General features: G+C 68.4%; 11 protein-coding genes. 4 read left to right on the top strand and 7 right to left on the bottom strand.

The window, feature by feature from the left end; all coding sequences use genetic code 11:
- Window positions 1-183 precede the first annotated feature (183 nt).
- From aceF to ACTWJ5_RS17085, 5 genes are all read right to left on the bottom strand, one after another.
- A complete protein-coding gene (gene aceF / locus ACTWJ5_RS17105) occupies window positions 184-1,788 on the bottom strand; it encodes a dihydrolipoyllysine-residue acetyltransferase (RefSeq protein ID WP_444436166.1) in 1,605 nt (534 codons plus the stop codon).
- Between the two features lie 11 nt (window positions 1,789-1,799).
- Window positions 1,800-4,448, bottom strand: a complete 2,649-nt coding sequence (gene aceE / locus ACTWJ5_RS17100; protein WP_444436165.1) for a pyruvate dehydrogenase (acetyl-transferring), homodimeric type — start codon at window positions 4,446-4,448, stop codon at window positions 1,800-1,802.
- A 218-nt stretch (window positions 4,449-4,666) separates the two neighbouring features.
- Window positions 4,667-5,641, bottom strand: coding sequence for a DNA-binding protein (locus ACTWJ5_RS17095; protein WP_444436164.1), 975 nt, complete (start codon window positions 5,639-5,641; stop codon window positions 4,667-4,669).
- A 154-nt stretch (window positions 5,642-5,795) separates the two neighbouring features.
- Window positions 5,796-6,110, bottom strand: coding sequence for a hypothetical protein (locus ACTWJ5_RS17090; RefSeq protein ID WP_249916701.1), 315 nt, complete (start codon window positions 6,108-6,110; stop codon window positions 5,796-5,798).
- Between the two features lie 130 nt (window positions 6,111-6,240).
- Window positions 6,241-6,750 (bottom strand): DUF4142 domain-containing protein, encoded by a 510-nt coding sequence (locus ACTWJ5_RS17085; protein ID WP_444436163.1) that lies wholly within the window; start codon window positions 6,748-6,750, stop codon window positions 6,241-6,243.
- A gap of 168 nt (window positions 6,751-6,918) precedes the next feature.
- Here ACTWJ5_RS17085 and ACTWJ5_RS17080 point away from each other — a divergent pair, with 168 nt between their 5' ends.
- From ACTWJ5_RS17080 to ACTWJ5_RS17070, 3 genes are all read left to right on the top strand, one after another.
- Entirely contained in the window at window positions 6,919-7,416 is a 498-nt protein-coding gene (locus ACTWJ5_RS17080; protein ID WP_074979149.1) for a sigma-70 family RNA polymerase sigma factor, read from the top strand.
- Between the two features lie 52 nt (window positions 7,417-7,468).
- Window positions 7,469-8,431, top strand: coding sequence for a FecR family protein (locus ACTWJ5_RS17075; protein WP_444436162.1), 963 nt, complete (start codon window positions 7,469-7,471; stop codon window positions 8,429-8,431).
- A gap of 164 nt (window positions 8,432-8,595) precedes the next feature.
- Window positions 8,596-10,956, top strand: a complete 2,361-nt coding sequence (locus tag ACTWJ5_RS17070; protein ID WP_444439610.1) for a TonB-dependent siderophore receptor — start codon at window positions 8,596-8,598, stop codon at window positions 10,954-10,956.
- A 552-nt stretch (window positions 10,957-11,508) separates the two neighbouring features.
- Here the strand turns inward: ACTWJ5_RS17070 and ACTWJ5_RS17065 are convergent.
- On the bottom strand, window positions 11,509-11,886 hold the full coding sequence (locus ACTWJ5_RS17065) for a hypothetical protein (protein WP_253390261.1): 378 nt from the start codon (window positions 11,884-11,886) through the stop codon (window positions 11,509-11,511).
- 185 nt (window positions 11,887-12,071) lie between these two features.
- Between ACTWJ5_RS17065 and ACTWJ5_RS17060 the strand changes: the two genes are divergently transcribed.
- Complete coding sequence (locus ACTWJ5_RS17060; RefSeq protein ID WP_135499934.1) at window positions 12,072-12,617, top strand: GNAT family N-acetyltransferase; 546 nt, start codon at window positions 12,072-12,074, stop codon at window positions 12,615-12,617.
- On the opposite strand, the gene ACTWJ5_RS17055 is transcribed toward ACTWJ5_RS17060, so the two are convergent.
- On the bottom strand, window positions 12,593-13,981 hold the full coding sequence (locus tag ACTWJ5_RS17055; protein WP_253390260.1) for an aminotransferase-like domain-containing protein: 1,389 nt from the start codon (window positions 13,979-13,981) through the stop codon (window positions 12,593-12,595). The two genes, ACTWJ5_RS17060 and ACTWJ5_RS17055, sit on opposite strands and share 25 nt — an antisense overlap.
- Window positions 13,982-14,043: the final 62 nt, after the last annotated feature.

Below are 14,043 nucleotides of genomic sequence, written 5' to 3'. Positions count from 1 at the left end.
CCTGGGGCGCCTGTGCGCCCTGCGGGGCACCATTCCCATGTAGGAGCGCGCCCTGCGCGCGATTCGCAGGCCGCACCGGGGGGGCTCTTCGTAGGAGCGAGCTTGCTCGCGAACAAACGCGCTGCCATGCGGTTCGCGAGCAAGCTCGCTCCTACGAAAAGCGTTGATAGCCGGCAGCGCGGATCACAGCAGCAGCGTTCGGATGTCCCCCAGCAATTCGCCCAGGCGTTTGGTGAAGCGCGCCGCCGCGGCGCCGTTGATCACGCGGTGGTCGTAGGACAGCGACAGCGGCAGCATCAGGCGCGGCTGGAAGGCCTTGCCGTCCCACACCGGCTGCAGGGTGGCCTTGCTCACGCCCAGGATCGCCACTTCCGGCGCATTGACGATCGGCGTGAAGCCGGTGCCGCCGATGTGGCCGAGGCTGGAGATGGTGAAGCAGGCGCCCTGCATGGCGTCGGCCGAGAGCTTCTTGGTGCGGGCCTTCTCCGCCAGTTCGGCGGCTTCGGCGGCCAGCTGCAGCAGGCTCTTCTGGTCGACGTCGCGGATCACCGGCACCAGCAGGCCGTCCGGGGTGTCCACGGCGAAGCCGAGGTGCACGTACTTCTTGCGGATCAGCGCCTTGCCGCTGGGGGCCAGGGAGCTGTTGAAGTCCGGCAGTTCCCTGAGCAGGTGCGCGCAGGCCTTGAGCAGGATCGGCAGGATGGTCAGCTTGGTGCCGGCCTTTTCCGCCGCTGCCTTCTGCGCCACGCGGAAGGCTTCCACCTCGGTGATGTCGGCCGACTCGAACTGGGTCACGTGGGGCACGTTCAGCCAACTGCGGTGCAGGTTGGCGGCGCCGACCTGCATCAGGCGGGTCATGGCCACTTCTTCCACTTCGCCGAACTTGCTGAAGTCGACTTCCGGGATCGGCGGGATGCCCGCGCCTGCCGCCACCGCGCCTTTCGGCCGTTGCAGCTGCTGCTTGACGAAGAGCTGCACGTCTTCCTTGAGGATGCGGCCTTTCGGACCGGTGGCCTGCACTTCGGCCAGCTCGACGCCGAACTCGCGGGCCAGCATGCGCACGGCCGGGCCGGCATGGACCTTGGTACCGTCGCGGCTGGGCGCGCCCACCGGCGGTGGCGCCTCAGCCTTCGCCGGCGCGGCGGCGGGCTTGGCTTCCGCCGCAGGTGCTTCCGTCGCTGCCGGTGTCGAGGGTGCTGGCGCCGGAGCCGCATCGCCCTCAGCCTCCAGTTCGAGGATTTCATCGCCTTCCTTCAGGGTGTCGCCGAGCTTCACCTTGAGGGCCTTGACCACGCCAGCGGCGGGCGAGGGGATTTCCATGCTGGCCTTGTCGGATTCCAGGGTCAGCAGGCTCTGGTCGGCCTCGATACGCTCGCCCACCTTGACCATCAGCTCGATGATCTCGCCCTGGCCGTTGCCGATGTCCGGCACGCGCACCGTCTGCACGCCGCCACCGCCGCTTGCCCGGGGCGCCGGCTCGGGCGCTGCGGCCGGCGCTGCCTTGGGTTCCTCGGCGGCAGGGGCGGGGGCCTCGGCCTGGGTTTCGGCGGCGCCTCCCTCGGCCTCCAGTTCGAGGATTTCGTCGCCTTCCTTCAGGGTGTCGCCCACCTTGACCTTGATGCTTTTCACCACCCCGGCCTTGGGCGCGGGGATTTCCATGCTGGCCTTGTCGGATTCGAGGGTCAGCAGGCTCTGCTCGGCCTCGACCTTGTCGCCGACCTTGACCAGCAACTCGATGACTTCACCCTGGCCGTTGCCGATGTCGGGTACGCGGATCAGCTCACTCACGATGCTTCTCCTCAGCAGTCCAGGGGGTTGCGCTTGTTCGGGTCGAGGCCGAGCTTGACGATGGTCTCGGCGACCACCTTGGGCTCGATGTCGCCGCGGTCGGCCAGGGACTCCAGCGCGGCCAGGACGATCCAGCGGCGGTCCACCTCGAAGAAGTCGCGCAGCTTGCGACGGCTGTCGCTGCGGCCGAAGCCGTCGGTGCCCAGCACCTTGTATTCCTTGCCCGGCACCCACTGGCGGATCTGCTCGGCGTACAGCTTCATGTAGTCGGTGGAGGCGATGACCGGGCCCTTGCGGCCTTCCAGGCATTGCTCGACGTAGCTCAACCTGGGCTTCTGCTCCGGGTGCAGGCGGTTCCAGCGCTCGGTGGCCAGGCCGTCGCGGCGCAGCTCGTTGAAGCTGGGCACCGACCAGACGTCGGCGCCGATGCCGAAGTCCTCGCGCAAAATCTTCGCCGCGGCTTCCACCTCGCGCAGGATGGTGCCCGAGCCCAGCAGTTGCACATGGTGAGCGGCGTCCTTCCTGTCCTCCTCCAGCAGGTACATGCCGCGGATGATGCCTTCCTCCGCGCCGGCGGGCATCGCCGGGTGCGGGTAGTTCTCGTTCATCACGGTGATGTAGTAGAAGATGTTTTCCTGCTCCTGCAGCATGCGCCGCGCGCCATCGTGGATGATCACCGCCAGCTCGTAGGCGTAGGTCGGGTCGTAGGTGCGGATGTTCGGGATCACCCCGGCGAGCACGTGGCTCTGCCCGTCCTCGTGCTGCAGGCCTTCGCCGTTCAGGGTGGTGCGCCCGGCCGTGCCGCCGAGCAGGAAGCCGCGGACCATGGCGTCGCCGGCGGCCCAGGCCAGGTCGCCGATGCGCTGGAAGCCGAACATCGAATAGAAGATGTAGAACGGCAGCATCGGCTGGCGGTAGTTGCTGTAGGCGTTGCCGGCGGCGATGAACGAGGACATGGCGCCGGCCTCGGTGATGCCTTCCTCGAGTATCTGGCCCTTCTTGTCCTCGCGGTAGAACATCAGCTGTTCCTTGTCGACCGGCTCGTACAGCTGGCCCACCGAGGAGTAGATGCCGAGCTGGCGGAACATGCCCTCCATGCCGAAGGTGCGTGCCTCGTCGGGGATGATGGGGACGATGCGCGAGCCCATCTCCTTGTCCTTGATCAGCTGCGAGATGATCCGCACGAAGGCCATGGTGGTGGAGATTTCGCGGTCGCCGGTGCTGTCGAGCAGGGCCTTGAGGGTGTCCAGCGGCGGCACCGGCACGCTGAAGGCGTTACCCGGACGGTGCGGCACCGAACCGCCGAGCGTGGCGCGGCGTTCGGACAGGTACTTGGCCTCGGCGCTGCCGGGTTCGGGCCGGTAGAAGGGCACTTTCTCAAGGTCGGCATCCTTGACCGGGATGTCGAAGCGGTCGCGGAAGGCGCGCAGGCTGGCCACGTCTATCTCGTGGATGTTGTGGGCGATGTTCTTCGCCTCGCCGGTGCCGGTGCCGTAGCCCTTGATGGTCTTGGCCAGGATCACGCTCGGCTGGCCCTTGTGGTTCACCGCCGCGTGGTAGGCCGCGTAGACCTTGTAGGGGTCGTGGCCGCCGCGATTGAGGTTCCAGATTTCCTCGTCGGAGAGGTCCTTGACCATCTCCAGCAGCTCCGGGCGGGCGCCGAAGAAGTGTTCGCGCACGTAGGCGCCATCCTTGGCCTTGTAGTTCTGGTAGTCGCCATCCACGGCCTCGTCCATGCGCGCCTGCAGCAGGCCGGCGGTGTCCTTGGCGAACAGCGGGTCCCAGAAGCGGCCCCAGATGACCTTGATGACGTTCCAGCTGGCGCCGCGGAACACGCCTTCCAGTTCCTGGATGATCTTGCCGTTGCCGCGCACCGGGCCGTCGAGGCGCTGCAGGTTGCAGTTGACCACGAAGATCAGGTTGTCCAGCTTCTCGCGCCCGGCCAGGGAGATGGCGCCGAGGGACTCGGGCTCGTCGGTCTCGCCGTCGCCGAGGAAACACCACACGCGCTGCTGGCCCGCAGGGATGAAGCCGCGGCTTTCCAGGTACTTCATGAAGCGCGCCTGGTAGATCGCCTGGATCGGCCCCAGGCCCATGGACACCGTGGGGAATTGCCAGAAGTCCGGCATCAGCCAGGGGTGCGGGTAGGACGACAGGCCGTGGCCGTCCACCTCCTGGCGGAAGTTCTCCAGCTGTTCCTCGCTCAGGCGCCCCTCGATGAAGGCGCGGGCGTAGATGCCGGGGGAGGCGTGGCCCTGGAAGTAGATGAGGTCGCCGCCGTGTTCCTCGGTGGGGGCGCGGAAGAAGTAGTTGAAGCCGATGTCGTAGAGCGTCGCCGAGGAGGCGAAGGTGGAGATGTGCCCACCCAGGGACGGGTCCTTGTGGTTGGCGCGCATCACCATGGCCAGGGCGTTCCAGCGCACCAGCGAGCGGATGCGCCGTTCCATGAACAGGTCGCCGGGCATGCGTGCTTCGTGGGTCACCGGGATGGTGTTGCGGTACGGGGTGGTGATGGCGTAGGGCAACTGGGTGCCGGTGCGGCTGGCCAGCTCGCCCATGCGCGTCATCAGGTAGTGGGCGCGCTCTTCGCCTTCGCGGTCGAGCACCGACTCCAGGGCGTCCAGCCACTCCTGGGTTTCAACGGGATCGATATCGTGCATTGCGGAATACCTTGCCGGTTGCGATAGGTCCACGCTTGTTCAGCGCCCCGGGCAATCCCCCGGCCGAAGGGGCCGGAAAGCCGCTGGACCAATCGCCGGCAGGGCCGACGTCCCGGCTTGCGGGAGGCTGCTGGTCGCTGCGAAAGAAACCCGGGTGGTCGCTATAGCCTAGCTGGCAAGACGCGGGGCGCCACCGGCAATAAGTCGCAGAAGGCCCTTCAGGACGCGCCCGGCGCTTCGTCGCGCAGCGCCAGGCTCAGCTCCTGCAGGCGCTGTTGCAGGGCCTGCAGTTGCCGGGACTGTTCACGGCCGTGCTGTTCCAGGCGCGCCAGTTCCTCGCCCTGGGCCAGGTTGCGCTGCTCCAGCACCGAGCGGGCGCCTTCGGCCTGGGCCCGCTCCTGGCGCAGGGCTTCCATCGCCAGGGCGTGGCGGGCCAGTTGTTGCTGCTGTTCCTGCTGCTGGTCGCGCAGCAGGCGCGCCTCGGTGAGCAGGCGCTCGTTGTCGCGGTTCAGCCGCGTCAGCTCGTCCTGGCGCGCGGCCAGGTGCTGCTGGGACTGGCGCAGTTCTTCCGTCAGCTGCTGCAACTGGGCCTGGTGCTGGCGTTGCTCCTGTTCCTGCTGTTCCTTCGTGGCCTGGCGCTGCTGCTCCAAGGCGAAGCGGGCGTGGTTGTGCTTTTCCTCCAGCGAGGCGATCTGCGCGTCACGCTCGCGCAGGCGGGTTTCCAGGTCGCCGGCGGCCTGGCGCAGGCGCGCGCTGGTCAGCTCGCCCTGATGCTTCTGCTGGCGCGTCTGTTCCAACTGCTCGCGGGTTTCCCGCAGTTGCGCCTCCAGCGCCTGGTTCTGCGCCTGTAGCTGTTCGATGCGCGCCTGGGCGCCGCGGACCTGCTGCTGGTAGTCCAGGCGCTCGCGGGACAGCCGGGCGCGGTCCTCGGCCACCGAGTCGCGGGCTTCCTGTTGCAGGCGCTCGGCCAGCTGCGCCACCAGGTTGCCCAACTCTTCGCTGAAGGCGAGGGGATGCCCGGCCGTGCCGCCGGCCTCGGCTTCCAGCTCCTTCAGGTAGCGATGGATGGTGGTCTTGGAGCCGGTGTTGCCCAGCTCGACGCGCAGGGCATCGATGCTCGGGTTTTCCCCGCGGGCCAGTATGGCCATGCGTGCTTTCTGTACCAGTGCCTTGTTGATTCCGCCCCGTGCCATGGCTGTTTCGCTCGTTTCGTACCGTACTATGTAGCATGTAATTACATACTAAAAATGCACAATGCGAAAGCGCCCAATGCGCCGCCCGTGAGGGCGGCGCGCAGGGGGAGGGATTCGAAGGTCGATGAGTAGCGTGGGCGGGCGTGGCGTCGGTTCAGCGCCGGCGGCTCACCAGGCAGACGGCGGCCAGCGCCCCGCAGGTGGCGGCGAGGATGAGCGCGACCTGCCAGGGATGCTCGCTGGCATAGTCGCCGCCGCGGCGCAGCGCGCGCCGGCCCTGGTAGGCCAAGCGGTCGCCGATGGCCTGGCAGTCGTCGGTCAGGTGGCGCAGGCGTGCCTTGAACGCGGGGATGTCCTTGGCGGCCAGCTCGCGGCCGCCATCGAGCAGCTCCGTCAGCTCGTCGACCAGGCTCTGCAGTTCGGCCACGCTGTCGTGCCGGCGGGAGGGAAACCATCGATGCGGGGTCATGGGGTTCTCCTGTGTCTTCATGGGCCTGCTCCGGACCTTGTTGCACTGCCCGGAGCCATCGTCCCCTGTAGGTGTAGCCGGTTTCGCCCGATGGCGGCCGGCGCTCGACGAGGATTCGGCGATACGCCACTCAGCCGTCGCCATGGGCCTCGGCCAGCTGGCGGGCCATCTGCAGGTGCAGGCGCAGCACCGCCAGGTTGTTCTGGGCGAATTGCCGAACGTCCTCGTCCTCGGTCTGTTGCGCCGCTTCGCTGAACAGCTGCAGCGCCTCTTCCTGGGCGCGGACCTGGCTGCTGGCGAAGGCCGCGTCGAAGTCGTCCTGGCGCGCCTCCAGGTCCTTCAGCCTGGCGCGGCTGGCCTCGTCGGGCCCTTTCGCCAACTGCAGCTGGCGGCTTTCGGCCAGGGTCTTGAGCTGGACCTGGGCCTTGGTGTTGTCGTCGATGAGATGGACGGCGAAGGTCTTCACGTCTGCCGAGCGGCTCTTGCTCAGCGCCATCTTGGCCGCGTCTATGGTGGCCAGGCCGGTGGCGGAGGCCCGGCTGACGAAATCCTGCACCCCGGTATCGGCCGCCAGCAGCGGTGCGGATACCAGCAGGGCGCCCCAGAGCAGGGCGCCGCGGAGGATGCCAGTGCCTTTCATGTTCGATGCTCCTTCCTCGTTGCGTTGTGTCTACTGGGTTGACGGGCGCAGGCGCCCCGGGGTTCCGGAGGCTTGGCGGGGAAATGCCGCGGGAAGTCGCCGGGCGGAGATTGCAAGTGGAAAACAGGAAGCATTACCATTTGCTCATTCTTCGCGTTTATTCCTCCCATGCCCGCCAAACCCCCGCGCAAGCCTGGCCTCTTCGAACACTACGAGGAGCTCATCGGAGCCTGGACCCGCCGCCTGCGCAATCGGCACGAGGCGGAGGACCTGGCCCACGACACCTACCTGCGCCTGCTGGAAGCCCCGCAGGCCACGGTGGCGCAGCCGCGCGCCTACCTGCACCGCACGGCGCGCAACCTGGCCATCGACGCCTTCCGCCGCGAACAGGCGCACCCGCCGGTGGGCATCGAGCACCTGGACGAGCACGAAGCGCCCGACGGCGACCCGGAGACCACCATGCACGCGGTACAGCTGGCCAGTTCCATCGAACGCGCCCTGGCCGAACTGCCGGCCAATTGCCGCAAGGTATTCGTCTGGCAGAAGCTGGAGGGGCTGTCCCAGGCGGAAATCGCCGAGCGCCTGGGGCTGAGCAAGAACATGGTGGAAAAATATATGATCCGTACCCTGCGCCACCTCAGGGACCGCCTGGGCGACACACCGTGATGAAGGACCAGCCAGTGAAACCGACCCCAAGCACCTCGCCGGGGAACGCCCCATGGCGTTGACAGAACAACCGCGCGACGCCGCCGCCCGCTGGTTCGCGCGGGTGCAGGACGGCGCCCTGGACGCCGCTGAGCAGGCCGCCTTCGACAGCTGGCTGGCGACGCCGGAACACCGCGACGAATTCGAGCAGCTGCAGCGTCTGTGGGGCGCCGCCGACCTGATCCCGGCGCAGCGCCTGCGCGAACTGGCCGCCGACGAGCCGGTCGCCTTGCGTCCGCAAAAGACCCGGCGGCGCTGGCCGGCGTTCGCCGCGGCGGCCTGCGTGGCCGGGCTGGCCACCGGCGTCGTGCTGTTCAGCGGCTGGGGCCGCGACTACAGCGCCGAGTTCCACACCGCCCTGGGCGAGCGCCGCCAGGTGGAGCTGCCCGACGGCAGCCAGCTGGAACTCAACGGCAATACCCGCCTGCAGGTACGCTTCCACGACCAGCGCCGCGACGTGACCCTGGAACGCGGCGAGGCCATGTTCAGCGTCGCCCATGCCGCCGACAGGCCTTTCGTGGTCGACGCCGGCCTGGGCGCGGTGACCGTCACCGGCACGCGCTTCGACGTGCGCCGTGACGCCGACGAAGTGCGGGTAGCGGTGGAGGAGGGCAAGGTGCGGGTTGCCGGACGTGAGGCGGCCAGCGCCGAGCAATTGCTGACCGCGGGCCTGGGCACGCACATCGACGCTCAGGGGCGGGTGGCGCCGGCCGCCGCCACCAACGTCGCCGCGCAGACCGCCTGGCGCGACGGGCGCCTGGTGTTCAATGGCGCGAGCCTGGCCGAAGTGGCCCGCGAGGTTTCCCGCTACCGCGCCCAGCCGCTGCGCGTCGGCAGCCCGGAAGTGGCGAAGATGCGCCTGACCAGCGTGTTCCGCGTGGACGACACCAACGCCTTGCTGATGGCGCTGCCGCACCTGCTGCCGGTCAAGGTGCAGACCTTGGCCGACGGCTCAAGCGAAATAATTCTCCGTTAGATTCAGGTTTTCATCGCCCTGTTTCGTCTTCCCCGGCAAAGGCTCGCAAGGCCCGTTTCCTGCGCGCCGCCATTGGGACCTCAAGGAACAGGAACATCGTGACCAACCCTTCGCTCCGCCGCTCCAACCGCACCGCCCGCCACCTGCTGCCCGTGGCCCTGAGCCTGGCCATCGCCGCCGCCATCGGCCAGGCCCAGGCCGCCCAGGTGGACATCCGCCCGATGCCGCTGAACGACGCGCTCAAGCAACTGGGCCAGCAGACCTCGCTGCAACTGTTCTTCACCCCCGACCTGGTGGAAGGCAAGCAGGCCCCGGCGGTCAGCGGCGAGCTGACCCCGGAACAGGCCCTGGAACGCCTGCTGCAGGGCAGCGGCCTGGACTACGAAGTGGTCGGCAACGGCATCGTCCTGCGCAAGCGTGCGGCCGGCGCCGATGAGCCGCTGCAGATGGAGTCCTCCGAGGTGAAGGTGGTCGGCGACTGGCTGGCCGACGCCCAGGAGCGCGACGTGCAGAACCACCCCGGCGCGCGCACCGTGGTGCGCCGCGAGGCCATGCAGGAGAAGGGCGTGGTCAGCGTGCGCGAGGCGCTGCGCGGCATTCCCGGCGTGCAGGTGCAGGACAACAATGGCACCGGCGGCAGCGACGTCTCCCTCAACGTCGGCGTGCGTGGCCTGACCTCGCGCCTGTCGCCGCGCTCGACCATCCTCATCGACGGCGTGCCGGCCGCCGTGGCGCCCTACGGCCAGCCGCAGCTGTCGATGTTCCCCGGCGTGGCCGGCAGCTACGACAGCATCGACGTGGTCCGCGGCGCCGGCTCCGTGCGCTACGGCCCGCAGAACGTCGGCGGGGTGATCAACTTCGTCACCCGCGCCATCCCCGAGAAGTTCTCCGGCGAAGTGGGCACCACCGTCGAGCACGCCGGCCACGGCGGCTGGAAGCAGATGCAGAACGCCTTCATCGGCGGCACCGCGGACAACGGCATCGGCATGGCCCTGCTGTATTCCGGGGTGAAGGGCGACGGCTACCGCGACAGCAACAACCACAACGACATCGACGACGTCACCCTGAAGACCCACTGGGCGCCCACCGACGCCGACGATTTCGCCCTGAACCTGCACTACTACGACGGCACCGCCGACATGCCCGGCGGCCTGACCCAGGCCCAGTACGACCACGACCCGTACCAGTCGGTGCGCGACTACGACAACTTCCGCGGCCGCCGCAGCGACGGCTCGTTCAAGTGGACGCGCAAGATCGACGACCTGACCCAGCTGGAAGTGCTGACCTACTACAGCGACAGCTTCCGCGGCAGCGACATCGCCAACCGCGACCTCAAGACCCTGGCGTCCTACCCGCGCGACTACCACACCTTCGGCTTCGAGCCGCGCGTCTCGCGAATCTTCTTCGTCGGCCCGACCACCCAGGAGGCGAGCATCGGCTACCGCTACCTGAAGGAAGACATGGAAGAGCGCGCCTCCCAGGTGGCCCTGGTGAACAACGTGCCGACGCCGCAACCCGGCGCCGACGGCCACATCTACCAGGACCGCACCGGCGGCACCGAGGCCAACTCGCTGTACATCGACGACAAGATCGACGTCGGCAACTGGACGGTCACCCCCGGCATCCGCTTCGAGCGCATCTCCACCGACTGGCAGGACCGCCCGGTGCTGGATAACAAGGGCAAGCCGGTGCAGGCGAAGAACCGCAGCAAGGACTACAACGAGCCGCTGCCGGCGCTGAGCGTGATGTACCACGTCTCCGACGCCTGGAAGCTGTTCGCCAACTACGAGACCTCCTTCGGCAGCCTGCAGTACTTCCAGCTCGGCCAGGGCGGCCGCGGCGACCAGACCGCCGACGGCCTGGAGCCGGAGAAGGCGCGCACCTACGAGATCGGCACGCGCTACGACGATGGCGCCTTCGGCGGCGAGGTGACGCTGTTCTACATCGACTTCGACGACGAGCTGCAGTACATCAGCAACGACGTGGGCTGGACCAACCTGGGCGCCACCAAACACCAGGGCATCGAGACCTCCGCGCACTACGACCTGGCCGCGCTGGACCCGCGCCTGGAAGGCCTGACCGCCTACGGCACCCTGACCTACACCCGCGCCACCTACGAAGGCGAGATCCCCGGCTTCAAGGGCCGCGACCTGCCGTTCTACTCGCGCCAGGTGGCCACCCTGGGCCTGCGCTACGTGCGCGACCGCTGGACCTACAACGTCGACGCCTTCGCCCAGTCGCAGCAACGCGCGCCCGGCCCGAGCACCAACGCCGACGGCAGCTTCACCCACAACTACATCACCGAGCCGACCGCCGACGGCCAGTACGGCGACATCCCCGGCTACGCCCTGTGGAACGCCCGGGTGGGCTACGACTTCGGCCCGCAACTGTCCAACCTCAAGCTCGGCGCAGGGGTGAAGAACCTTTTCGACAAGGAGAGCTTCACCCGCTCCAGCGACAACAACGCCGGCATCTACGTCGGCCAGCCGCGGACGTTCTTCGTGCAGGCTAGTGTGGGGTTCTGACGGAGCCTGATCTGGGATGGGCGTCGGGGCGCCAGGATGACGCCCAACCTCCCGGCTGCTCCGGACAGCCCCCTCTCCCTTCAGGGAGAGGGCTGGGGAGAGGGAACGGAGCTTGATCCGAGGCATGGTGTATCTCCGGACGCCGTGTTTCCCCCTCCCTAATCCTCCCCCGCAAGCGGGAGAGGGGACCGTCCGGTGTGAACAGGAAGTCCTGAGTCAGCCGTATAGGTCTGCACCGCGCTTGCGCTCCGTAGGATGGGTTGCTGTCCTTGGCTCCGGTGCTCGGGCCAACGGCGTATAACCGCGAACGGTTATACGCCCTACGTTCGCGGAAATGGCGGAGGTCCGTAGGATGGGTTGAGTTTGCGAAACCCATGCGGTCATGGCGATGGGTATCGCTCAGCTCAACCCATCCTACGCCGGGGTTCCGGCTAGCACGGCTTTTCGTAGGAGCGAGCTTGCTCGCGAATGAACCCCCGCTGCGGAGTCTGTTCGCGAGCAAGCTCGCTCCTACGAAGAGCACCCTCGGCACGGCATGCAAGACAGTTGCTCCTACACGCTGAACCGTCGGATCGCCTCCAGCACCGTATCGCGATCACCACGCAAGGGCTGCCTGCCCAGGTATTCGACGAACCGCGGATCATCCAGCAGGGCCAGGAAACGCTTGCCATTTTCGGTCAGGCGTTCGCCGTCGCTGGGAGTGCCGACCTCGTTGCCGTGGTACAGACCCTCCAGCAGCCCCAGGCGGCGCAGCAGGTCGGTGAGGATCAGGGCATTGGCGATGATCACGTCGGCGTCCGGCGTTTCCGCGCCCAGGCGGCGGTGCAGTTCGGCGTGGTAGTGGCGGGCGATGGCCTCCACCGGGAAGGGGCCGCCATCGGCGCGAAGGGCGCCGTCGAGCAGGCGCCGGGTCAGTTCCAGGTCGATCATGGCTTGGCCTCCGTCACTGCGCGCGGTCTCCTCGCATGGATCTTTCAATGGTTCCGCGGCTCCCTGGAATGGCGGGCCGGCCCTGCTCGTAGTAAAGCAGGCGCCTGGGTGGCCGTCAGCGCAGGTGCCGGCGGCGCCGGGCTGCGGTAGGCTGGCGAACCGTCATCGCCCGAAGAACCCCCGCCATGCCGACGCCACCCGTGGAGTACCGCCTGACGACCCGCGACGCCGTGCTGGTGCGCCCCAGCCTGGCGCTCTGCGAGCCCTTGCGCCGGGCGCTGCAGGACAGCTACGCGGAGCACGCGCCCTTCCTCGACTGGGTGACCCCGCAGGTGAGCGCCGAGCAGGTGCTGCGCTCGCTCAAGGGCGCCATCGCCAACTACGCCGCGCCATTGGCGGAGAAGCGCCTGTTCCTGCTGTCCGCCGACCGCGCCGAGGTGATCGGCTGCATCGGCCTGCAGCCGCGGGGCAGGGGCGACAGCTACGTGATCGGCTACTGGGCCAGTTCGCGCTTCGCCGGCCAGGGCTACCTGAGCGCGGCGCTGCGCGAAGTCTGCGGGCAGTTGCCGCGGGCCCGGCTGTACCTCACCACCTCCTCGGCCAACCCGCGCAGCCAGCGCCTGGCCGAGGCCGCCGGCTTCCGCCTGGTGCGCACCCTGCGCGGGGTGCGCAACGATGCCTGGCACGGCACCCAGGACACCCTCATCTACCGCCGCGAGCCGCCGGCCTGACGCACGCAGGCGGCGAACAGCGGGTCCTGCAGGTAAGCGACGTTCAGGCGCATCCAGGGGTTGGCCTGGCCGCGGTCGGTGCTGAAGATCGCGCCCGGCGCCAGCGCCAGGCCCTGGGGCAGCGCATCGCGGGTGAAGGCCTCGGCGTCGTCGATGTGCGGGAAGCGCGCCCACAGGTACAGGCTCTGCTGCGGGCGGCACAGCACTTCGGCGCCCAGCGCGTCCAGCACCGCCAGCCCGGCGTGGGTGGCGGCGGCGACCTGGGCCTGCAGGCGGGTGAGGTGGCGCAGGAAGTAGCCTTCGCCCAGCGCCACGTCCACCGTGCGCTCGCACAGTTCCGAGCAACTGGTGTGCAGCAGCATCTTCAGGTCCGCCAGTTCCTCGATGCGCTCGCGGCTGCCGGCGATGAAGCCGACCCGCAGCGAGGCCGAGATCGACTTGGAGAAGCTGCCGACGTAGAGCGTGCGGCGTAGCTGGTCGAGGGTGGCGACCTTGATCGCCGAGCTGGGCTTGAAGTCGGCCATGGCGTCGTCCTCGACCAGCAGCAGGTCGTGTTCGTCGGCCAGTTTCAGCAACTGGTGCGCCTTCACCGGCGAGATGTCCGAGCCGGTGGGGTTGTGCCCCACCGACTGCAGGAAGAACAGCTTCGGCCGTTCGCGGCGCAGCAGTTGCTCCAGCGCCTGCAGGTCCGGCCCGTCGGCCAGGCGCGGCACGCTGAGCATGCGCGCGCCCTGCAGTTGCAGCTTGCCGAACAGCGGGTAGTAGCCGGGGTTCTCCACCAGCACTGCGTCGCCGGGGGCGACGAAGCGCCGGACGATCAGGTCCAGCGCATGGTTGGCGCCGTGGGTGGTGAGGATCTGCCGCGGGTTGCCGTCGATGGCGTAGCCGGCCAGGCGGCGCACCAGGCTCTGGCGCAGGGCCAGGTTGCCCAGGCGGTTGCCGTAGCGGAACAGTGAATTGGCGTCGGTGCGCAGCACCTGGCGGGTGAAGCGGTCCAGGCGCATGTCCTGCAGCCAGGCCACCGGCGGGAAGCCTTCGCCCAGCGGCGCCCGGGCCGGCTCGCGGACGAACTGCTGGCGCATCATCCAGATGGTGTCCAGGGCGCGGGTGTAGGGCAGGGGTTCCTCGGCCTCGCTGTTGCTCGGGGCACTGGCGCGGACGAAGAAGCCCTTGCCGTGGCGCGCTTCCACCAGGCCCTGGGCAGCCAGCAGTTCGTAGGCGGTGATCACGGTGTTCTTCGAATGGCCTTGCAGGCGCATGTATTCGCGCAGCGAGGGCAGGCGGTCGCCGCGCTGCAGCGCGCCTTCGCGGATCTGCCGGGCGAGGGACTGGGCGACCTGTTCGGCGAGGGTCTGGCGGGGCACGGCGGTCTCCGGGCTGTCATGGGTACAGTGTGGGTACTGTTGGGGCGAACTGTACCTTCAAC

The sequence above is a fragment of the Pseudomonas sp. A6 genome (genome assembly GCF_052367875.1).
In the GTDB taxonomy this organism is placed as follows: domain Bacteria; phylum Pseudomonadota; class Gammaproteobacteria; order Pseudomonadales; family Pseudomonadaceae; genus Pseudomonas; species Pseudomonas citronellolis.
This window is presented reverse-complemented; position numbering and strand designations above follow the sequence as displayed.